This is a genomic window from Undibacterium sp. RuTC16W (genome assembly GCF_049339445.1).
Classification (GTDB): domain Bacteria; phylum Pseudomonadota; class Gammaproteobacteria; order Burkholderiales; family Burkholderiaceae_D; genus Undibacterium.
In genome coordinates this window covers 332,677-354,044 of the sequence record NZ_JBMPPE010000003.1, presented here as the reverse complement: position 1 = coordinate 354,044, position 21,368 = coordinate 332,677, and the positions used below count along the sequence as shown (strand labels likewise).

Genomic DNA, 21,368 nt, shown 5'->3' with positions numbered 1-21,368 from the left:
TTCTGTATGAGTAGAATGAAAGTCAGAGCGGTTATTAACAAATGAAAAAGCCTCGTGACGGACGAGGCTTTCTTTTCTTGCTTGTGTCACTTTACGTCAGGTATTCCATTATTCCGTCGGTGGCACATAGCCGGAGGCTGCATCTGCGCCATCGCCAAAGAAATGTTTTTCCATTTGGGTTGCCAGATATTTACGGGCACGTGTATCCGCCAGATTCAGGCGATTTTCGTTAACCAGCATCGTCTGGTGTTTCAGCCAGCCTGCCCAAGCTTCTTTGGATACGCTCTCATAAATTCTCTTGCCGAGCTCACCCGGATACGGAGGGAAATCTAAACCTTCAGCTTCTTTATCTAACTTAATGCAGTGGACCGTACGGGCCATGGTAAAACTCCTATCAATCTTTGAAATAACGTCCCAGATTATAACTGCTTAATCAAGACCAGCGATTTACGCTGCCAGTTGTACATTTTTTGCCGATCTTTCGGCAGATCATCGACGGATGCTTTGACGAAGCCGCGTTTCAGGAACCAGTGCTCAGTGCGGGTCGTCAACACAAACAGCGAATGATAGCCCGCGCGCCGTGCACGTTTTTCCATATGCTTGAGAATACGCTCGCCATCTCCCTGGCTTTGTACATCAGGATTGACGGTCAGGCAGGCCATCTCAGCCATTTTTTCAAACGGGAAAGGGTAGAGCGCTGCACAACCAAAGATCACCCCATCATGCTCAATGACGGAGAAATAGTTGATTTCGCGCTCAATCAATTCACGGCCGCGCTTGACCAGCGTACCATCGGCTTCCAGTGGTTCGATCAGTTTAATAATACCGCCGACGTCCTCAATCGTTGCTTCGCGCAGGCTTTCGAGGTTTTCGTGGCTGACCATGGTGCCGACGCCATCATGGGTAAATAATTCCAGCAGCGCTGAGCCATCCATTTGGTACGGCACGATATGCACACGAGGCACACCAGCGCGTGAGGCCTTGATCGCGTGTTCGAGATAAAATGCCGAATCCGGCGGCAGGTAATTTGCCTTAATCTCTTGCTCTGCCTGAACCGAAGACAACTCGCGTATTTCATCATTATCCTGATCCACCATCATCGGCGTCTCACTGATGAAAATCAATTTATCGGCGCGTAATGAGGTTGCTGTAGCGACCGCCACGTCCTCCATCGTCAGATTGAACGCTTCACCCGTTGGCGAGAAACCCAGCGGTCCCAGCAAGACCAGACTGCCAGCGCTCAGGATCGCATGAATCGTTTCATAGGCGACCTTGCGCGCAATGCCCGTCAGGCCAAAATCGACACCATTCACAATGCCGATCGGCTTTGCGGTCACAAAATTGCCTGAAATAATCCTGATCGCCGAATGCGCCATCGGCGTGTTCGGCAAGCCCTGGCTAAATGCGGCCTCAATATCCAGTCGTAATTCACCGGCGGCTTCCTTTGAGCATTCGAGCGCCGCTGTATCCGTAATCCTGATGCCATTGTGAAAACTGCCCTCAACATTGCGCAAAGCCAGTTGTTCTGCGACCTGCGGCCGTGAGCCGTGCACGATCACAATCTTGATGCCCAGAGCATGCAATAGCGACAGATCTTGCGCCAGCACAGGCAAGGCGCCAGCCATGACCAGTTCGCCGGGGAAGGCTACCACGAAGGTTTTACCGCGGAAGGCGTGAATGTACGGCGCGACCGAGCGCAGCCATTGAACGAATTGAACAGGATTTTCCATGGGCAGATTATAATGCGCTCCGCTATGTCTGCTAATAATTCATCCAAAAATTCTCCCAAAAAAGCCACGACTGATTTACGTCAATTGCGTGATAGCCTGCGTCAGGCGCAACAAGTCAAGGCACAGGAGGCGAAAAAGCCCGCTACGGCCGCACCAGATGGCCCGCCCGACAAGGCGCGTCAGCCTGTCAGCTCAACGAGACCAGTGCCAAAAGCGGTCGAAAAAGTTGTGCAGAATGGGACAAATGCCCCGTCCGAACGTGCGCTGCCGTTCCGCAATCCGCCGCCTGTCATTACTTATCCCGAAGAATTGCCGGTATCGGGCAAACGTGCCGAAATCGCCGAGGCCTTGCAAAAGCACCAGGTCATCATCGTCTGCGGTGAGACCGGATCTGGCAAGACGACCCAGTTACCAAAGATTTGTCTGGAGCTGGGGCGCGGTCAGAAGGGCCTGATCGGACACACGCAGCCACGCCGGATTGCCGCCTCTTCAACCGCCAAACGGATTGCACAAGAGTTGAATTCGCCGCTCGGTGAACATGTTGGCTTCAAGGTGCGTTTTACCGATACCTTGACCAAAGGAGCGTCGGTTAAGCTCATGACGGACGGTATTTTGCTGGCAGAGACGCAGACCGATCCGCTGCTCAGACAATATGACACCATCATCATCGACGAAGCGCATGAGCGTAGTTTGAACATTGATTTCCTGCTCGGTTATCTCAAGCAGCTATTGCCCAAGCGCCGTGATCTGAAAATTATCATCACATCGGCGACGATTGATGCGCAACGTTTTGCTAATCATTTTGCTGACGATTCTGGCAGTCTGCGCGGAGCGGAGCCTAAGCCAGCACCGGTGATTGAAGTATCCGGTCGTCTGTATCCGGTTGAGGTACGTTATCGGCCTGTGCAAGAGGATGATAAGGATAAAGAGCGTGACCTGATGACGGCGATCACGGATGCGGTCGATGAATTGTGTCGGGTTGGTTCTGGCGACGTGCTGGTATTTTTGCCAGGTGAGCGCGAGATCCGTGACGCTGCCGAGGCTTTGCGCAAGCATCATCCCGATCATGTCGAGATTTTGCCGCTATTCGCCCGCCTGTCGGCACAAGAGCAAGAGCGTGTATTCAAGGTCAGCAATGCCCGCCGCATCGTGCTCGCGACAAACGTCGCAGAGACATCGCTGACGGTGCCAGGTATTCGTTATGTGGTCGATACTGGCCTGGCACGCGTCAAGCGCTACAGCTATCGCAACAAGGTAGAACAATTACAGATCGAACCAGTTGCCCAGTCTGCCGCGAATCAGCGTGCTGGTCGTTGCGGTCGTGTCGCTGCGGGTGTGTGCATACGCTTGTACGAAGAAACTGATTACATCCAGCGACCAAAATTTACCGAGCCAGAAATTCTGCGCTCGTCCTTAGCTGCCGTGATTCTGCGCATGAAGTCCCTGCATCTGACGGATGTAGAAAGCTTCCCATTTATCGAGCCACCACCCGGTCGTGCCATTGCGGATGGCTATCAGTTGCTGCAAGAATTAGGCGCGATGGATGAGGGTAATCAACTCACACCGACCGGTAAGCAGCTTGCTAAACTGCCGCTTGATCCGCGTGTCGGACGGATGATTCTGGCGGCGCGTGACAATCAGGCCCTGAGCGAAGTGCTGATCATCGCAGCCGCCTTGTCGGTGCAAGATCCGCGTGATCGCCCGATGGAGGCGCAAGCCGCCGCCGATCTCGCGCACAAAAAATTCGCTGATGAAAAATCCGAGTTCACTTCGTATCTCAAAATCTGGAAATGGTTTGAAGACGCGATAGAGCACAAAAAAACCAATCGCCAGTTACAAGACAACTGCCGCGCGAACTTCCTCTCGCAAATGCGTCTGCGCGAGTGGCGCGATGTGCATAGCCAGTTGCTGACGATCGTCAAGGAGCAGGGCTGGCGCATGAATGAAGCACCAGCCACCTATGAGCAATTACACACGGCATTGCTCACAGGTTTGCTCGGTAATATCGGTTACAAGTCGGACGAAGAAGCCCATTATCTGGGCGCTCGCGCGATCAAGTTTTATATCTGGCCTGGCTCCACTTTAGCCAAAAAAGCAGGACGTTGGGTGATGGCCGCAGAGCTGGTCGATACCACACGGTTGTATGGTCGTTGCATCGCTCAGTTGCAACCAGAATGGCTGGAAAAAATCGGTGCTCATCTACTCAAAAAATCCTATGGCGAACCGCGTTGGGAAAAACGTACCGGACAAGTATCCGCGTTCGAGCGGGCAAGCTTATATGGCTTAGTGGTGTATAGCCAGCGGCGGATTCAATATGGGTTAACGCATCCGGCCGAAGCACGTGAAATTTTTATCCGTGATGCGCTGGTCGGCGGCGAGCTGGATACCCGCTTAGCGTTTTTTGCCCATAACCAAAAATTGGTGCGTGAGATTGAAAATCTGGAGCACAAGTCACGTCGTCTGGATGTGCTGGTTGATGATGAATTGATTGCCGCTTTTTACGATAAGCATATTCCCGCTGACGTCTATAACGCAGTCTTGCTAGAGCAATGGCATAAGGACGCCGTCAAGGAAAATCCTAAACTGCTGTACCTGAATAAAGACGAATTGATGCGCCACGAGGCGGCTGGCATCACCACGGATCTGTTCCCGAAAACCATGCAAGTGAGCGGCGTCGCACTGCAACTTAGCTATCACTTCGAACCCGGCAGTTCGCGTGATGGTGTCACGCTCAGCGTCCCGCTTTTTTCATTGAATCAGGTATCGGCAGAGCGCAGCGAATGGCTGGTGCCAGGTATGTTGAAAGAAAAAGTGCATTTGCTGATCAAGTCTTTGCCACAAAAAATTCGCCGTCACTGCGTACCGTTACCGGAGTATGCCGCAGGTTTTTGTGAGCGCAATGAGTTCAGTACAGGGAATTTGCTGGATGTCGTGATTGCCGATATCCGCGAACAAACGGGTTTGTTGTGCAAGACGACGGACTTTAAGTTTGAAACACTGCCTGTGCATCTGACGATGAATTTTAAAGTCGTTGATGAGCACGGTCGTCAGCTTGATATGGGACGCAATCTGTCAAGCTTGCGTGCCGAATTTGGTGGACAGGCCAGAGAGAGTTTTCAACGAATCGCCTCCGCCGAAAAACTGGCGTTGCTTGACTCCGGTGCCCAGCTTGCTAATCAAACTACGAAGCAAACAGCAAAGCAAACTGCGGAGCAAACCAGTAAGCACACAAATGAGCAAGCAAATCAGCAGACCAGTGCCAGATCAAATTCGCCTTCAGATACGTCCCGCAATCCGGCATCAAATCGCGCTGCTGTCACGCAATCCGCGCCACAACAGGCGAAGCTGCAAGAGAATCTGACTGCCTGGACCTTTGATGAATTGCCAGAACTACTGGAAGTGCAGCAGGGCAAACAAACGCTGATCGGTTATCCGGCACTGGTCGATAAGCTTACGCATTGTCATATCGAGGTCTTCGATGACCCCGATGAAGCCGCTCGTGTACATCGCATCGGGATGCGCCGCCTGTTTGCTTTGCAGTTAAAAGAGCAGGTCAAGTTTCTGGAAAAAAATATCCCCGGCTTGCAGCAAATGGGTATGCAATTTATGGCACTCGGCTCGCAGGAAGAACTGCGTGATCAGATCATTCAGACTGCGCTGGAGCGCGCTTGTTTGCAGCATCCGCTGCCAACTAATTCCGGTGAATTTAATAAGCGACGCGAAGAAGGTAAGGGCAGGTTAAATCTACTGGCGAACGAAATCGCCCGTCTCGCCGCGCAGATTCTGGGCGAATATTATGGCCTGCCGAAAAAACTTCAAGGCATTAAAGTGCATGCCGCAGCAGAGCGCGATATACAAACCCAGTTGCAACAACTGATCGGCAAACGCTTTATCGCGGAGAATGACTTCACGCAGTTGTCGCATTTCCCCCGTTACCTGAAAGCGATTACCGTGCGTCTGGAAAAATTACGTGCCGATCCGGCGCGTGACGCGAAATCACTGACGGAATGGAATAGCGTCGCACAGCCATGGCAACGCACACCGCGTAAAACCGGTAATGACGCCGATCCTAAGTTGATGGAATTCCGCTGGCTGCTGGAAGAGTTGCGTGTGTCCTTATTCGCGCAGGAATTACGCACGCCAATGCCGGTATCCGTAAAGCGCTTGCAAAAGGTGTGGGAAAGCATGCAGCGCTGATCGCTGAGCATATATACAGCGCTGCACTTGCGCATCCTTACATGTCAATATTCAAGCATTGCAATCAGACTGATAGCCTAAAAATAGACATAACAGATAAGGGAGACGATGGATAATTCAGCCAATAAACTGACGGCTATCGACATCAACAAAAGTGCCGAAAGCCGGATAGAAGATGCGAAGCGCCAATTGATGGCAGAACTCAATGCATCCATCGACTGGTACAAAAAAGAAAGCGAATCTCGTGGCTGGCGCGCTCGCTGGCTGCGTGTAGCGATGATCGGTTGTGGTGGGCTGGCGACAATTACACCGTCATTCTCGCAGATGGCAATATCGGACCGATGGACGATTTCTCCTTTGTGGACGTCGGTATTCATCGCTTTGACCGCAAGTTTGTACGCCTATGAAAAACTCTATGGTCATGCCGAAGCCTGGATGCGTTTTGTGCTCGCACAGCAAGAGCTGGAGCGCTTGCGCGAAGAGTTCAGCTTGCACTGGCTGCAGCTGTCCCTGAATCAGTTCACCACGCCTGACGCCACGATCTGCATAACCGAACTCCTGCGCGTCTCGGCGCATCGTCACGACATCGTCAAAAAAGAAACAGAAAAATGGACCAAGGCGTTTAAAGACGGATTGAAATCAACAACGCCCAAAACCAGTTCTAGTCCGATAACTGACTAAGAGTCATGCCAGCACCAAGTCCGCTTGATGTCCTTAAAGTCAAAGTATTCTCGCCGGAGATCTTGTGGCTGATTTGATGAATATTAAGAATGTAAGGCATATACTCCCCCTATTTATAAGATCAATATGCCTTTACCCGCTTTATTTCATTGCGAGTTAAAAATATACTGGACGGGAGTATGATATATGTGTACTCCTGGCGTGAAGGATAGAATTGTCCTCGCACAGATTCTTCAAGCACCAGGTGTGGCACCACACGGGGTTTTTCACCCCATCTCAGGCCGACGGTCACAAGGTGTTTATCTAGATCAATCTTGCTCATCCGCACCAAGCGCACTATTTGTGGCGTGTTTGGTAAAAGAATCACGGTCAAGTCAAAAAATAACATTAGAATAAGATTTCTTCGTTACTTTGCTGAATTGTCACCTCTATGCTGACGCCTCTTTTTAAAATGAAATCCGCATGAGTACCACTCTCTCGCCCTTAGTCAACCTGAGCGCGCAGGTGTATCACATCTTGAGCGACTATTTTTTGCCTCTTGGTATTGCCATCGCATTAGTGCTATTCGTCGTGCTGATCGTATTTGGCCGTGGCAAAAACCAAGAGCCCGCTTTGCCAGCAGCACTACCAGAGCCTGAGACGCCGCCCCAGGACATCCGTACCCGCATCCTTATTGTCGATGACTCCGCAGTCGCCCGAGCCAAACTCGGCAAACTATTTGATAACGCAGGGTACAAAGTCGAACTCGCGGTTGATGGTGTCGAGGCGATGCATAAAATGTCGCAAGAATTTTTCGCGGTACTGATCACGGATTTAGAGATGCCCAACATGAACGGTCTGGAACTCATCGCCGCAGTGTTAGGCAGCATCGAGACCGAAGACATGCCTATTATTGCGATCACAGGGCATGACGAATTGCAGGCGAGAGTGCATGAGTATCAGGGCCTGTATGGCATCTTCAAAAAGCCCTGGAACGACAGAGAATTATTAAAACGTGTCGAAGCGCTGGCGACTTTGCGTAAGCAACAGTATCTCGCCGCTAACTAATCGCACGTGGTTATTACTTCCTGAAAAGTCAATTACTCGGGGCGCTCGCATACTTCTTTTTGGTAAGAATCTAAGTCTTGCTGGAAACCCTTTTCTTCTCGGTATACATTAACTTTTTCTTTATCTAGTAATAAATATACGCTGCAGGAGTTTTTGTTACGTATGATTTGCGTGCCATATTTTTGCGGTTCACCGTCTAATAATTTCAATCTGTCGTACATCATCGCAAAATATTTTCCTGACTGCTCCCCTGAATTAAAACTGCGCTCCAAGTTCATTAAAGCTAGTTCCATTAATGGACGGTTATTGATGGCATGCTGAGCAATGAAAAAAGCAGCTTTGCTTGCGTCTGCTCCGACTTTATTTGCTGAAGGCCAGCCAATCATTTGAATAATCTCATTCAGTCGTTCAGCATTGTAATGATCTGTAGAGAGCATTTTTTCTATCGTACTTGGATTGTCAGTGATGAGATTTTTGCGAACAGCTTGATCTTGTTGGAACATTGAGATCAGCTCTGTCGCTATTTCAGCTTTTTGTTCTGTTGCGTATGCGTGCTCTATTTCAGTTAAATTCAGACAAAGAATAAAAAGTAGAAGTAGTGCACTGGCTGAATATTTTCGCGTTAAAAAGTGAATCATTTTTATCTTGGTAAAATTATGTGTGGTTCATTTTATACCGACAGTTTATTCGCGAACATAAGATGATGTGTATTTTTTGTCATCACCCCGTCATACACAACTTATATCTTCTCAGTTCCATCAAACTGAGAGATTCCCATGTTGCCTTCACGTTTCCTGTCTACCTATTTGCCTCTGTCATTAGCTTGTTCGGCCTCGGTCTTGCTTGCTGCATGTGGTGGCTCTGGTCCTGCGCCTTTACTCACGCTCAACGGTGACAAGCCGATTGTGGTGGCGCATCGTGGTGCTTCGGGCTATCTGCCCGAAGAGACTTATGAAGCTTATGTCAAAGCGATTGACCTCGGCGCTGATGCGATTGAGCCGGATCTGGTATCGACCAAAGACGGCGTGCTGATCGCCCGGCATGATCCCAATCTGGCGTACAGCACGGACGTCGACAAACATCCGGAATTCGCTGCACGTAAAAAAACCATGAGCGTCGATGGTGAAGTGCAGACAGGCTGGTTCGCCAGTGATTTTACGTTTGCAGAGATCAAGACCTTGGGCGGCATCTCTACCGATGCAGAGCGTCCTCAGCAATTCAATGGCCTGTACAAAATTGTCAGCTTTCAGGAGATTATTGATCTGGTCAAAGCCAAGAGCAAAGATACTGGTCGCACGATTGCCGTCTATCCGGAAACCAAGAACCCCAGCTATCACCGCGCTCTGGGCTTGCCACTGGAAGACAAACTCATTGACCTGATCAACAAGGCTGGCTGGAACGATAAAACTGCGCCGATCTATGTCCAATCCTTTGAGCCGGGCAGCCTGAAAGAGATGCGTAAAAAAGGCTTGAACACCAAGCTGATTCAACTGATCGATGCTGATGATGTCGATCTCAAGACGGGCGCGCTGACCTATGCGGCACCGTATGATCGTCCGTATGACTGGGCATTGTCTGGCGATAAAAGATTGTTCAGCGACATGGTGACCCCAGCCGGTCTGGCCGAGATTAAGACCTATGCAGACGGCATCGGTCCGTGGAAGCGTTACATCGTCAGCGTCAAGGGCACGGTAGGCGCCGATGGCAAAATTGTTGACGTCAATGGCGACGGCAAAATCAATGACGCCGACACCACAACCCTTGCACCAAGCACCCTGATCAGCGACGCGCATAAGGCCGGATTGCTGCTGCATCCTTACACCTTCCGTAACGAAAAGCGTCGCCTCGCCGCGAATTACAACGGCGACCCTAAGGCCGAATACATGCAGTTTTTCCGTCTCGGCGTGGATGGCATGTTTTCAGATTTCGCCGACACGGCACTGGCTGCCCGTGCAGATTATCTGAAAGAGACCGGACGTTAATCCTGTCTGTCTGATGCGCAGCAGGATCCGTTGTGCAATTGCATGGCGATCCTGTTGTGCCTCTGATTCTCAGTTGGCGACGCTCTGATTAAGGCGTAGTATCACATTACCTATGCCGCGATAGACAGGGATCAACGGTGCCAGTCAGATTTTGCAGCATAGCAAAATACGGATAACGACTCAGGAGATAAAGATGCATTACGTAGATGGATTTGTCGCCGCAGTACCTACCGCCAATCGCGACGCCTACAAAAAATATTCCGAAGGATTTGCTGCAATTTTTAAAGAAGCAGGCGTCCTCCATTTCGTAGAAACCTGGGGTGTCGATGTACCCGACGGCAAGCTGACCTCGTTCCCCTTAGCAGTGCAATGCAAGCCCGATGAAACGGTTGTGTTCTCATGGATGACCTGGCCATCCAAAGAAGTCCGTGACGCCGCCTGGGACCAACTCATGAAAGACCCGCGCTTCGATCCTGCGGTCACTCCCATGCCCTTCGATGGCAAGCGCATGATCTTTGGCGGATTTGAAGTTCTGGTAAATCTATAAGTCGCAGTAAGCTTCAAGACGCTGCATATGCATATACATATGCGTCGCTTCAGGCACAGTGATTGACTCCATGTGTTTCAGCGGCAGCATGACTAGCCGGTAATCCAACCGGCAATCAAAAAAATCAGTCAACACCTTATAAGAATTGAAGATCATCCATGAAAAAAATCACACCCTGCCTTTGGTTCAACTTCAATGCTGAGGAAGCCGTCAACCATTACCTCAGTATTTTTAGTAACGCAAAAATTCACGAAGTATCTCGCTATGGCGACGCCATGCCTGCGCTTGCCGGCAAAGTGCTGACCATGCGTTTTGAGCTGGAGGGGCAAGAATTTATTGCCCTCAATGCCGGGCCGCAATTTCCGTTCACTGAAGCGATCTCACTCAGCGTGGATTGTCAGGATCAGGAAGAAGTCGACACGATGTGGAGCAAGCTCAGCGAAGGCGGCAGCCCGGGTGCCTGCGGCTGGCTCAAGGACAGGTTCGGCCTCTCATGGCAGATCGTTCCGCGCCCGCTGATCGCCATGCTGAATGACCCCGACGCCGCCAAATCATCCCGTGTGATGCAGGCGATGATGGCAATGAGCAAGATCGATATTGCCGCGTTAGAGCAAGCGTATCGCGGCGAATAAACACAGAGGCTCAGACACAGCGAAGCAGTGTAGTGAGGTAGTAGCGCAGTAAATAAAGTCGTAAAGTACAAACGCAATACGCAATCCCCATGCGCCTCTCAGACCAATTATGGCTTGCAGGCCGCATGGGGATTGCGGGTAGTCTTGTGCAGTGTAGAAAAAATTCTACAAATAAGAGAAGGCTCTCTCTTTTTCAAGGTTGAGAAACTCTAAATATCTTAAATTTTTTAGCTGTCAACGCGCTGCCAGAATGGACGAACAATCCGGCCATTGCGTTTTGCCACTGCCAGCAACACCAGCGTTACGCCCACCACCACAGCCAGCGCAACCGCCGATCCCTCGATACCAAATGCACCGCCAGTCAGCCAGTCAGGTCCGTTCATTTTGCCGATATATAAGCCATTGCGTGCCGGATGTCCCGATACCGATACCGAGAAAATACCATCCTGAAAAAAATTCCACGCCGCATGCATCGCAACGCATAACCACAATCTGCCCGTCACCATGAACGCCGCCGCCAGCAACAATCCGGCTGCCGTGATGCTCGCAAAGCCAAGGACAGTAATATTGTCATTCACCAGATGCATCGTACCGAAGACCATCGCCGATATCAGCAATGCCAGCCAGCTCCCCAGCGACTGCTGCACTATGCGGAAGAACACCCCGCGCAACAGCATCTCCTCGACCATGCCGATGGTCAGGTGCATCAGCAACGGGATTGTGATCACATTTAAGGGTGACTTGGCCGTGATCTGAAACCCACCCAGCAAGGCGATCACGCCCACTGTCGCACAGACCATCGCCCCACCAAGCACAAAGCCTGCGCTGAATTCACTCAAGATTCCCTTCAACGACAATTCAGTCGCCAGGCGTTTCTCAACTTTGCGCACATACCAGAGATAACATCCATACCCGACAAAGGCACCGCATAACTGACCGATCTTGGTGTACAACTTCTCATCAAAAATTTTTGACGAAGCCGCCTGAATTAACAAGAACGGCACTAGAAAGCACAACACAGCCAGCACAATACGCGTCAGCGGAAAATCGAGAATACGCCGCCCCAGTGAGATCACTGGTGTGCTTGCCGAAGGTACTGTCAAGGTGTCTGCAATCGTGCTTGCAACTGGCGCAGATATCGTGGTGTCGTTGGTAGTCATGATGTGATTTGTCTGGTATCAGCAAGACTTGGATCAAGTCTGAATGAGGTCCGAGAGAATAAGAGTTGTCGATGGAGAGGACAGTATCGTCACACCGCATCGCAAACAAGTGCATTGCGACGAACTGCAGAATTCAGAGGATGGTTTGCAGAGACCATCAGGCAGTCTGCTTGCCTGCCTCGATGATAGAACGTGTGCAGATAATGATCTATTTTTACTTATGTTCCCTATTCATTCGGATAGGGGATCAACATGGAGTAGGGTGCGCCATGCGCACCAATGATGCAGAAGGATAGTCGTTACGGCAAACGCAAACGCGAAGCGGTGCGCACGACGCGTTCCGCGGGCTGGTTGCCTGCCCCGATGATAGAGCGCGTGCCGATAATGATCAATTTTACCTTTGATCTCAATGCCGATACGGTATTAATTTATTTTAATTGTCAGTTAAACTGAAAAACTTCTAAAAAATAGCTTGCAATTAAATAGCTCGCTATATATTATGCAAAGCATGAAATCACAAACCATTACCACCAACACCAGCCCGACACCGCAGATCGGTGATCAGTTATGTTTTGCCTTGTACTCGACGTCCCTGGCAATGAGCAAACTGTATCGTAAATTACTGAAAAAAATGGGCATCACCTACTCGCAGTATCTGGTCTTGATGGTGTTGTGGGAGCAGGATCAGCAGACCGTTAATGATATTGGGCAGAAGCTGGTGCTCGACTCAGCAACGCTAACGCCGTTGCTAAAAAGGATGGAAGCACAAGAGTTGATTACTCGTGTCCGCGCCGCTAGTGATGAGCGCCAAGTGATCATATCGCTTACTAAGGCAGGCAATGATCTGCGTAAAGCGGCAGCAGATTTGCCGGTATCTGTTTTGTGCGCGACCGAATGTTCAACCGATGAAGTAAAAAATTTAAAGGATCAGATACTCGCATTGCGTGCATCGATCATGAAGACAGTTTAGTAACTTTGTTATGTGATGTGATCCGCATGATTGACTTCTTGCTGGATTGATCGAAAGTCTGATTCACAAAACCGGTGATGTAAATTAAATGCAAATTTAAATATTATTTAAGTAGTGCGCTATTTAATAGTTAGTTATTTTTATATCTTATTTTAAGACGAATTAATAATACTGACAATGACGCTCAAGCTACAGGCACCTGAAAAATCGTCGTCATAGCGCGGACAATAAAGGTATGGCAATGCAAACAGAATTAACAAAAATCCGCTAAATAAGTAGTGCACTATTTAATTGTTGAAAATTTAAATGGACGAAAAATTGAATTGGCTCATCAACCCTTAGCAATTCACACCGGTGACTGGCCGCCGGATGTGTATCGAGTATGCCAGATGTCGTATTTAACAATATCGCGCAGTTCACTATCACTGCATTTACCTTAAAGGAAATTACCATGACTTACTTAAAAACTATTCTCACCTCAAGCGCAATCAGCCTCGCTATCGGCAATGCCTATGCGGCTGGCAGCTCAGGTGTCGAGACGACGACCCAGGGATTTTTGCAAGCGCTGGAGGCGGGAGGTGGTAAGCCTCTTGAGCAGTTACCTGTCGCTGATGCACGTGCCGTATTGGTCGGTGCACAAGCTGGTGTTAAATTGACTTTGCCAGCGGCTGACGTCTCTCAAAAAACGATTAAAGTAGATGGTGTCGATCTCAAACTCACTATCGTCCGTCCGGCTGGCATCAAAAAAACCTTGCCCGCATTTATGTTCTTCCATGGTGGTGGCTGGGTCTTAGGTGACTACCCAACCCATGAGCGTTTAGTGCGTGATCTGGTTGCTAATTCCGGTGCAGTCGCGGTCTTCGTCAATTACACACCGTCGCCAGAAGTTGGTTACGGCGTTGCTATCAATCAAGCCTATGCTGCGACCAGATGGGTTGCCGAGCACGGTAAAGATATCAACGTCGATGGAGCCCGTCTCGCTGTTGCAGGCAACAGCGTCGGTGGCAATATGGCCGCTGTCGTTAGCCTTATGGCGAAGGACAAAGGCGCGCCGAAGCTACGTGCACAAATACTGCTATGGCCAGTGACGGATGCTGATTTCGATAATAGCTCTTACCAGCAATTTGCCGATGGGCACTTCCTTACCCGTAATATGATGAAATGGTTTTGGGATAACTACACCACCGATACTGCTAAACGCAAAGAGATTTACGCATCGCCATTGCGCGCCAGCACTGATCAATTAAAAGGCCTGCCACCGACACTGATCCAGACGGCAGAGTTCGACGTACTGCGTGATGAAGGTGAAGCCTATGGCCGCAAACTCGATGCCGCCGGTGTCGCCGTCACTACCGTGCGCTACAAAGGCATGATCCATGATTTTGGCCTGCTCAACGTTCTCAGCAAAGTACCGGCAGTCCGTTCTGCGATGCTACAAGCAGGTGAAGAGTTGAAACAAAATCTGAAATAACGCCCATTACTTCATTGCATTAACAGGAAATAAGATACGGGTGCATGTCTACATTTCGTGCTAAAAGCGCCAAGGGTGCGCACGGCATCCCGTATCTATTTCAAATAACTTTTACTCAGCGAATAGTTGCTTTTGTAAGTGTTCAATTTCATTTATTGAATGAATCCTTATGATGCAAGGGGGCGCCATGCGCACCAGTGCTGCAGAAGGATAGTCGTTACGGCCAACGCAAACGCGAAGCGGTGCGCATGGCGCGTCCCGCGGGCTGGTTGCCTGCCTCGATGATAGAGCGTGGCAAATAATGATTTATTTTTACCTATGCCCCTATTCATTCGGAGAGGGGAGCAACACGGAGTAAGGTGCGCCATGCGCACCAATGATGCAGAAGGATAGCCGTTGCGGTCAACGCAAACGCGAGGCGGTGCGCATGACACACGGGCTAGCTGCATGTTCACAGTATCAGCCGAAGTTAAACGAAGCGATCTTAAGTAAAGCAGTGTCAATGAGCTTACTTCTTCTCCACCGGATTGATCGATACCGCAGGCTTGTTCACAGGTGTCGCTGGATGTGACGACCAGACGACGCTGAGTATCTTCCATTGGCTGTCTGCGTTTTTCATCATCTGCCAGGTTTCTACGCCGTAGTTCTCTACCTGATTGTCTTTCACAAATTCATAATCAAAGACCACCCAGGCAATGTGTCCGTCTTGGGTGATCTGGATATTGCTAAAGCGTTCGTCCAGATTGCCTTTGTCCTTCGCAACGAATTGCGCAAAACTTGTGTAACTACTTGATCCGGTACCATCAAAACTGGGATCAAATTTCTCCCGCACAGAACGCACCATCTCCGGTGACGCTGGTGATTCAAACATCACCTTGGAATGCAGCATCAGACCAGCCAGTTGTTTCAGATTCTTAGTCCGGATCGCCGTCTGAAAATCCTGTGTCACTTGCGTAATCGCCTGTATATCCTCGGGCGTGCTTGTACGGACACGTGTTGGAGTGTCGGCTAAGACGAATGAGGTGAGCAGGGAGCAAAATAATACAGAAAGAAAAAACAAACGACGCATGAGAAACCTTTTATCTGTAGAGCGATTAGTGACTTGATGTTTGTAGGGTGTTCCATGTACTCATTTGGAGAAGTCACGTTAAGAAGTATTTGTGGTGATGATGTTAGGTAGTGCGCATGGTATCGCTTACCTGCCGTTGTATATATTTATTTATTTTTTCCGAGATTGTGTTTGCATTTGAAGAATAAATTGCACATCTTTTTTTAATAAATCCAATTTTTGAAACATGTCAATATTTAGCCAAGCACTAATATCATCTAGTTCTGGCTGAGTAGGATGTGTGTAAATTTGTAGCATCTTCCAGTTCGCTACATAAGACGTAATAATTTTTGCCAATTCTTCATGTAATTTTGTTTCTGCTAATTGGCTGAGCGAGATAATGTGCAGCTCTTGCCATCCGCCTATTTGATTCGCATAGTTGAATAATCGGATAAAAAATTCTAGCTCACCACACCAGACTTGAGTCAAATGCTTCAAATTCTCTATTGAAAAATAGTCACCTGACTTAATTGATATATCGAAACATTGTTTCACAACTCCAAGATTGGAATCAGCGAGGCGTTGTTGTAAGTAGATATTCTGATTCAGTTTATCGATATCGCATATCGTAACTAATGCAGCTCTACGTATACTTGGATGTTCATCATTCAAACTTATAAGGCAGCGGTCGAGCATGCTGTCGTTTTTTAGAAAATTAATTCCTTCGAGTGCAAATATTCTTTTACGAATTGATGCTGATTGCGTGAGCATTTCACGGTATTGTGACGTTAATAGTTCAGGTTGATTCTTTGCCCATAAACGTGCCATCGAACGGATTGCAAAAGAGCTGTCCCATAAACCTAGGTTTATCAAACTGATATCGTCATGTAATTTACGCTTCCAAGCAATTAGTAATATGGCACGTCGTAGTTGCATCGAAATAATTTTATTAGATGTTTGAATGAGATTAAGTATCTGTGAGTCAGTCAAATCTACTGCTTGTGGAACTACGATCTGTCCAATGAGCAAATCTTTTGTATTGATCGCGTGTTGGATTTTTTCCAAAGCACTCCAACTCGAAATACTTTCAAATATCTGCCAACAAATTAGTCGAACCTTCGGGTTGGAATGAGTGATACCTTTTAAAACCAAACGGTGGTTTTCAGGTGAAAGTAATCGTTTTTTTACTTTGAAGATAATTCTCTGCGCATCGCTTCGACTTTGTTTTTCTAACGCAAAAATTACTGGTAATGCATCAATTATTTGCTCAACTGCGATTTCGTCAGTCCACTGAAAAATCGCATTAGTTGCTAAAGTCCGATTAACCATCACGTAGTCATTTAAACGTGCGTTGACTGCGATGAACGAAGCGTGATGATTTTTGGAAATTAATATTCTCAAACAAAATTCACGTAAGTAACCATTTTTATCCGATGCAAAATTTTCTGCTGTCTTGCATGACAGATTCTTCATTTCAGATTTATTAAATGCACTTTGTTTCAACCAGATCGTAAAAGCATCAAAAAAAATTGGATCAATTTCTTGTAAATTGACATTCCATCCGGAGTAAAGATTTGGTAATTTATTTATATCGGAATTCGGAATTTCATTTGGAAACGTTGCAACATAAAATGCATTAAATTTATTTTTTATCTTTGACAGTAAATTCATATTTTTTAAAAAATAGGATCGCTAAAAACTAAAATGGTATGCCGAAAGTAGACATACCATTCGCATCGGAAATATTTATAAACTGTTTTTAAGACCTACTTCCTCTTCGCAACAATCCCCTCAATCTGATCCATGATGCTATTCATGCGCGCCACAATCGCTTTGTACGGTGTTGGCGTGGCGAGGTCGACGCCTGCTGCTTTGACTAGCTCATATGGATATTGTGATCCGCCTGCTTTGAGGATGTTGAGGTAGTTGTCGCGTGCGCCGGGTTTGCCTTTGAGGATGTCGTCGGCGAACATGGTGCCGGCGGCGATTGAGGTCGCGTATTGGAAGACATAAAAGCGGTTGTAAAAATGCGGGATAGCGGCCCATTCAATCGCGTACTGGTCGTCGATCTTGAGGATGTTTTGTGCATCGCCGTGGTAGGTCTTGAGGATGTCGCCGTAGATTTTGGTCAGGGCTTCGCCGGTCAGGGATTCGCCTTTGTCGACCTTGGCGTGTACGGTGCGTTCGAAGTCGGCGAACATGGCTTGACGGAAGAAGGTGCCACGGATGCCTTCGAGTTCTGAGCCTAGGTAGGCGAGGCGTTCTTCATCGGTTTTGGCGATCTTGAGCATGTGATCTTGCAGCAGCACCTGATTGGTGGTGGAAGCGATTTCTGCGGTGAAGATCGGGTAGTCGGAGGTGATGAAGGGCTGCGATTTATTCGCGAGATATGAGTGCATGCCGTGACCCCATTCGTGCGCGAGGGTGGAGACGGATTCGTAATCATCGTTGTGATTGAGCAGGATGTACGGGTGGACGTCGTAGGAGGTGCCTTGCATGTAGGCGCCGGAACGTTTTTTCGGACGCGGGTAGACGTCCATCCAGCGTTCGGTCACGGCTTTGCCCAGCGCTTTGACATAGTCATCGCCGAGCGGTTTGACTGCGGCGAGCATCAGGTCGACACCTTGAGTAATCGGGAAATTCAGCGCGGCCTTGTCTTGCGCGGTGATCATCGGCGGGTAGATGTCGTAGTAGTGCAGGTCGGGGATGCCCATGAGTTTGCTGCGCAATTTGAAGTAGCGATGCAAGGTCGGCAGGTTGGCGCGGGTTTGTTCGATCAGAGTGTCGTAGACGGCGCGTGGCAGTTTGTTGCCATCGAGCGCCTGGGTCAGCGAGTCGGGGTAGTTGCGGACTTTGGCATAGACTGAATCTTTTTTCAGCATCTCGTAGAAGGTGACGCCGTAGGTCTGTTCATACGATTTCCATGTAGACCAATATTGATCGAACACTTGCTTGCGCATGTTGCGGTCGCCGCTGGTGCGGTACTTGGTGTAGGCGGACTGGTCGAGCGTAACGTCTTTACCTTCGACGCTGATCTTTGGCCACTGCGTATCGGAATTAGACAGGGTGGAGTGCACGGCTTGCGCGGCATTGGCGGTCAGGCCAAAGGCGGCGATGATGTCTTCCCCTTTGTTGTCGAGGGTGTGGCTGGCGGTGCGCAAGATGTCGTCCATCGGGTGCGCATAGATTTTGAGCGAGGCATCTTGCTTCAGAAATCCCTGGATCTTCGGTGCGCCGATGCGCAGAATCTCCGGACGCAGAAACGAGCTGGCTTCTTCGACCTTGCTCATCAGGATTTCGGCACGCTGGTTGATGTCGAGGCCGGCGCTGTCTCCGGTGTTCTGATCATGCAGGAAGGACGCATAGTTGGCGAGTCGCGCCAGACGCTTTTGCAAATCCTGATTCAGGTCCATACAGGCTTTAAAGCGTTTGACCGAGCTGCCGATCTGACCTTTGCAGGTATTGAATTCTTTTAATTGCGCATCGAGCTTAGCGGCATCTTTGTCCCAATCGGCGCTGGTGGCGTAGAGGTCTTTCAGATTCCAGCGGTCGGCGTCGGTCTCTGCGTGGGCAAAGGCGGGCAGGGTGAAGGCAATCGCGAGGGAGAGGATGCTGCGCTGGAGAGATTTTTTCATGGCTGGTCGTCTGTTTGTCTGGTTGTTGTAAGTCGGGATGTCTCTGTCTGAATAAGCAATGCGCCTGGCTGCTTTGTTCGCGAGTTGGTGATGCGTAATGGCAATACGCACTGGCAATACGGGAGATAAGCAGCATCGCACAAGCTTTGCCGCATTATTTTGTCTGAAAATCTGCCCTAAAAGATGTTTTTTTTGAAAATATTTTTTCTAAGGAATTGGAGGGGCGCTAATCTTGGCGTGGGCGGGTTTGGATAAATTTTATTGGGGATGATTTTGGGACGACCCATGTCGGGTGGGTTGTCGGTTTCTTTCTTCCGCAAAGGGGAGAAGGGATGTTGTCCGCGTTGTCAGGGATTTTAATTTTGTTCCAGTATGTGAGCCTGCTATTTGCCGATGCTGTTTTCTGTAACTTACTCCCAGTGTGTATTCGCGATCAGGACATGAGTCGATTGGTTATAATCTGTGCATGCGACTTTCTCTCCGACTCCGAACCTTCACTATCTGGCTGGCGTGCTGCGCATTGCTGTTGAATGTGCTGGTGCCGTCGATGGCGATGCCGGTGCGCAGTCAGAGCGGCGCATTAATCGAAATTTGTAGTGCGGTCGGGAATAAGTGGGTTGACCGTATTACCGGTCAAATCGTGAAAGTCACGTCTGCTGAGACAGGCCAGAGCGCTGGCGCTGCAGCAGGGCTCGCACCGGACTCCGGTTCGCAGCATGCGTCGTCTCATTGTGCTTTGTGTCTGTTGCATAGCGATGATCAGTTTTTCTTGCCATCTGTCGCTACTGCCTCGGTAGTGCCACGTTTGACGCAGGCTTTTCCTGCGCTGTTTTATCAATCCCCTCAGCCACTGTTCTCCTGGGCCAGCGCCAATCCGCGCGCGCCGCCTGTCTTCGCCTGAATCTCTGACGCTGCATGCATAGCTGAGTTCGCTTTGCATGATGTTTTGCTATATTTATTCAGGAAATTTATGTCTGTTTATTTAAAAATTCCCGCCGCATGGGAGTGCGTTGCGGCGTATTGCTGCTTGTCTGCTACACCCTTTAGATTGTGCGAGGTGGCGCCATGACCTCGCGTCGTACCTTACTCCAATTCGGTACAGTCACTGCCGTGATGGCGGCTATCGGTGGCGGTATTGTCGCTGGTTGCTCGCGTTCTGCGCCGGTGTTTACCGGACTCGATATTACGGGAGCGGACTTCGGCAAGGTGCTTCATTTGCGTAGTCCTGATGGCGTCGTTCATACGCTGGATAGTTTTAAAGGCCGCTACGTAATGATGTTCTTTGGCTTCACTCAATGCCCCGATGTCTGCCCGACAGCGTTGGCGCGGGCGGTTGATGTGCGCAAATTGCTTGGTGCTGATGGCGACAAAATTCAGGTGGTGTTTGTGACGATTGATCCTGAGCGCGACACGCCTGAATTGTTGCGGCAATACACGGCGGCGTTTGATCCCGGGTTTTTGGGATTGAGCGGTTCTTTGACTGAAACGGAGGAGGCGGCGAAGGAATTCAGGATTTTTTATAAAAAAATTCCTGGCGGCAGTTCTTACACCATGGATCACACCGCGATCACCTATGTATTTGACACCGAAGGGCGCATCCGTCTTGCGCTCAAACATGAACAAACAGCCAGTCAGTGTGCGCAAGATATGCGCAGCCTGATGGCATCTCACACTATTTAATGAAGGATCACATCATGAAATCGAGCATGAACACAATCATCAACATAATCATCAACATAATCATCAATACAGTCACTAATATAGTCACCAACACATTTACTTTTTCCCAATGCCGTCTCCTTACATTGGTTGGCGCAAGCGTACTCAGCGTTGCTGCGATATCGGCGCAGGCGCAAGTCACCGTCAAAGATGCCTGGGTACGTTCTACCGTCAGCCAGCAAAAGGTGACGGGCGCTTTTATGCAACTGACTTCGGCGCAAGATGTGCGCTTGATCGAGGTGCGCTCATCTGCTGCTACGACGGTGGAATTGCATAAGATGGAGATGGTCGACAATGTGATGAAAATGCGAGCGGTCCCTGAGCTGGATTTGCCGGCGGCGAAAGCCGTTGAGCTGAAGCCGGGCGGATATCACGTGATGCTGATCGATCTGAAATCGCAGGTCAAAGAGGGCGATCTGATTCCTCTGACTTTGGTCGTCGAGGGCAAGGATAAAAAGCGCGTGATGATCGAGATCAAAGCCACTGCAAAACCGCTGAATCAGGCGGCGAGCAGCGCGATGCATCATTAATTTTTTGATTGACAGGAGT

General features: G+C 49.3%; 19 protein-coding genes. 12 read left to right on the top strand and 7 right to left on the bottom strand.

Going from position 1 to position 21,368, the window contains the following annotated elements; translation table 11 throughout:
* Positions 1 to 108: 108 nt before the first annotated feature.
* Positions 109 to 381, bottom strand: coding sequence for an oxidative damage protection protein (locus ACO0K4_RS08375; RefSeq protein ID WP_422956161.1), 273 nt, complete (start codon positions 379 to 381; stop codon positions 109 to 111).
* 38 nt (positions 382 to 419) lie between these two features.
* Complete coding sequence (gene argA / locus ACO0K4_RS08370; RefSeq protein WP_422956160.1) at positions 420 to 1,730, bottom strand: amino-acid N-acetyltransferase; 1,311 nt, start codon at positions 1,728 to 1,730, stop codon at positions 420 to 422.
* 24 nt (positions 1,731 to 1,754) lie between these two features.
* Between argA and hrpA the strand changes: the two genes are divergently transcribed.
* The 3 genes from hrpA to ACO0K4_RS08355 all read left to right on the top strand — a co-directional run bounded on the left by hrpA (position 1,755) and on the right by ACO0K4_RS08355 (position 7,655).
* On the top strand, positions 1,755 to 5,927 hold the full coding sequence (gene hrpA, locus ACO0K4_RS08365) for an ATP-dependent RNA helicase HrpA (protein ID WP_422956159.1): 4,173 nt from the start codon (positions 1,755 to 1,757) through the stop codon (positions 5,925 to 5,927).
* A 108-nt stretch (positions 5,928 to 6,035) separates the two neighbouring features.
* The gene (locus tag ACO0K4_RS08360) at positions 6,036 to 6,608 is read left to right on the top strand and encodes an SLATT domain-containing protein (RefSeq protein ID WP_422956158.1); all 573 of its coding nucleotides are present in this window, start codon (positions 6,036 to 6,038) and stop codon (positions 6,606 to 6,608) included.
* A gap of 462 nt (positions 6,609 to 7,070) precedes the next feature.
* A complete protein-coding gene (locus ACO0K4_RS08355) occupies positions 7,071 to 7,655 on the top strand; it encodes a response regulator (protein ID WP_422956157.1) in 585 nt (194 codons plus the stop codon).
* 32 nt (positions 7,656 to 7,687) lie between these two features.
* Here the strand turns inward: ACO0K4_RS08355 and ACO0K4_RS08350 are convergent, their stop codons facing one another.
* A complete protein-coding gene (locus tag ACO0K4_RS08350) occupies positions 7,688 to 8,293 on the bottom strand; it encodes a DUF6624 domain-containing protein (protein WP_422956156.1) in 606 nt (201 codons plus the stop codon).
* Positions 8,294 to 8,431: 138 nt separating this feature from the next.
* Between ACO0K4_RS08350 and ACO0K4_RS08345 the strand changes: the two genes are divergently transcribed.
* From ACO0K4_RS08345 to ACO0K4_RS08335, 3 genes are all read left to right on the top strand, one after another.
* Complete coding sequence (locus ACO0K4_RS08345) at positions 8,432 to 9,637, top strand: glycerophosphodiester phosphodiesterase (protein ID WP_422956155.1); 1,206 nt, start codon at positions 8,432 to 8,434, stop codon at positions 9,635 to 9,637.
* A 193-nt stretch (positions 9,638 to 9,830) separates the two neighbouring features.
* Positions 9,831 to 10,184 carry a DUF1428 domain-containing protein gene (locus ACO0K4_RS08340; protein WP_422956154.1) on the top strand — a complete coding sequence of 118 codons (354 nt, stop codon included), beginning with the start codon at positions 9,831 to 9,833 and terminating at the stop codon, positions 10,182 to 10,184.
* A 158-nt stretch (positions 10,185 to 10,342) separates the two neighbouring features.
* Positions 10,343 to 10,816 (top strand): VOC family protein, encoded by a 474-nt coding sequence (locus tag ACO0K4_RS08335; protein ID WP_422956153.1) that lies wholly within the window; start codon positions 10,343 to 10,345, stop codon positions 10,814 to 10,816.
* A gap of 227 nt (positions 10,817 to 11,043) precedes the next feature.
* Here the strand turns inward: ACO0K4_RS08335 and ACO0K4_RS08330 are convergent, their stop codons facing one another.
* A complete protein-coding gene (locus ACO0K4_RS08330) occupies positions 11,044 to 11,976 on the bottom strand; it encodes a lysostaphin resistance A-like protein (RefSeq protein WP_422956152.1) in 933 nt (310 codons plus the stop codon).
* A gap of 279 nt (positions 11,977 to 12,255) precedes the next feature.
* On the opposite strand from ACO0K4_RS08330, the gene ACO0K4_RS08325 reads away from it, so the two are divergent.
* The 3 genes from ACO0K4_RS08325 to ACO0K4_RS08315 all read left to right on the top strand — a co-directional run bounded on the left by ACO0K4_RS08325 (position 12,256) and on the right by ACO0K4_RS08315 (position 14,417).
* A complete protein-coding gene (locus tag ACO0K4_RS08325; RefSeq protein ID WP_422956151.1) occupies positions 12,256 to 12,429 on the top strand; it encodes a hypothetical protein in 174 nt (57 codons plus the stop codon).
* A 55-nt stretch (positions 12,430 to 12,484) separates the two neighbouring features.
* Positions 12,485 to 12,946, top strand: coding sequence for a MarR family winged helix-turn-helix transcriptional regulator (locus ACO0K4_RS08320; protein WP_422956150.1), 462 nt, complete (start codon positions 12,485 to 12,487; stop codon positions 12,944 to 12,946).
* 451 nt (positions 12,947 to 13,397) lie between these two features.
* Entirely contained in the window at positions 13,398 to 14,417 is a 1,020-nt protein-coding gene (locus ACO0K4_RS08315; protein ID WP_422956149.1) for an alpha/beta hydrolase, read from the top strand.
* Positions 14,418 to 14,925: 508 nt separating this feature from the next.
* On the opposite strand, the gene ACO0K4_RS08310 is transcribed toward ACO0K4_RS08315, so the two are convergent.
* The 3 genes from ACO0K4_RS08310 to pepF form a co-directional block, all read right to left on the bottom strand.
* On the bottom strand, positions 14,926 to 15,486 hold the full coding sequence (locus ACO0K4_RS08310; protein WP_422956148.1) for a YybH family protein: 561 nt from the start codon (positions 15,484 to 15,486) through the stop codon (positions 14,926 to 14,928).
* A 150-nt stretch (positions 15,487 to 15,636) separates the two neighbouring features.
* Entirely contained in the window at positions 15,637 to 17,136 is a 1,500-nt protein-coding gene (locus tag ACO0K4_RS08305; RefSeq protein WP_422956147.1) for a hypothetical protein, read from the bottom strand.
* A 95-nt stretch (positions 17,137 to 17,231) separates the two neighbouring features.
* Positions 17,232 to 19,100: an oligoendopeptidase F gene (gene pepF, locus ACO0K4_RS08300; RefSeq protein ID WP_422956146.1), complete on the bottom strand. Its 1,869-nt coding sequence runs from the start codon at positions 19,098 to 19,100 to the stop codon at positions 17,232 to 17,234.
* A 466-nt stretch (positions 19,101 to 19,566) separates the two neighbouring features.
* Between pepF and ACO0K4_RS08295 the strand changes: the two genes are divergently transcribed.
* The 3 genes from ACO0K4_RS08295 (at position 19,567) to ACO0K4_RS08285 (ending at position 21,349) form a co-directional block, all read left to right on the top strand.
* Positions 19,567 to 20,001, top strand: a complete 435-nt coding sequence (locus tag ACO0K4_RS08295; protein WP_422956145.1) for a DUF2946 domain-containing protein — start codon at positions 19,567 to 19,569, stop codon at positions 19,999 to 20,001.
* 164 nt (positions 20,002 to 20,165) lie between these two features.
* Entirely contained in the window at positions 20,166 to 20,780 is a 615-nt protein-coding gene (locus ACO0K4_RS08290; protein ID WP_422956144.1) for an SCO family protein, read from the top strand.
* Positions 20,781 to 20,794: 14 nt separating this feature from the next.
* On the top strand, positions 20,795 to 21,349 hold the full coding sequence (locus ACO0K4_RS08285; RefSeq protein WP_422956143.1) for a copper chaperone PCu(A)C: 555 nt from the start codon (positions 20,795 to 20,797) through the stop codon (positions 21,347 to 21,349).
* The last annotated feature ends 19 nt before the right edge of the window (positions 21,350 to 21,368 follow it).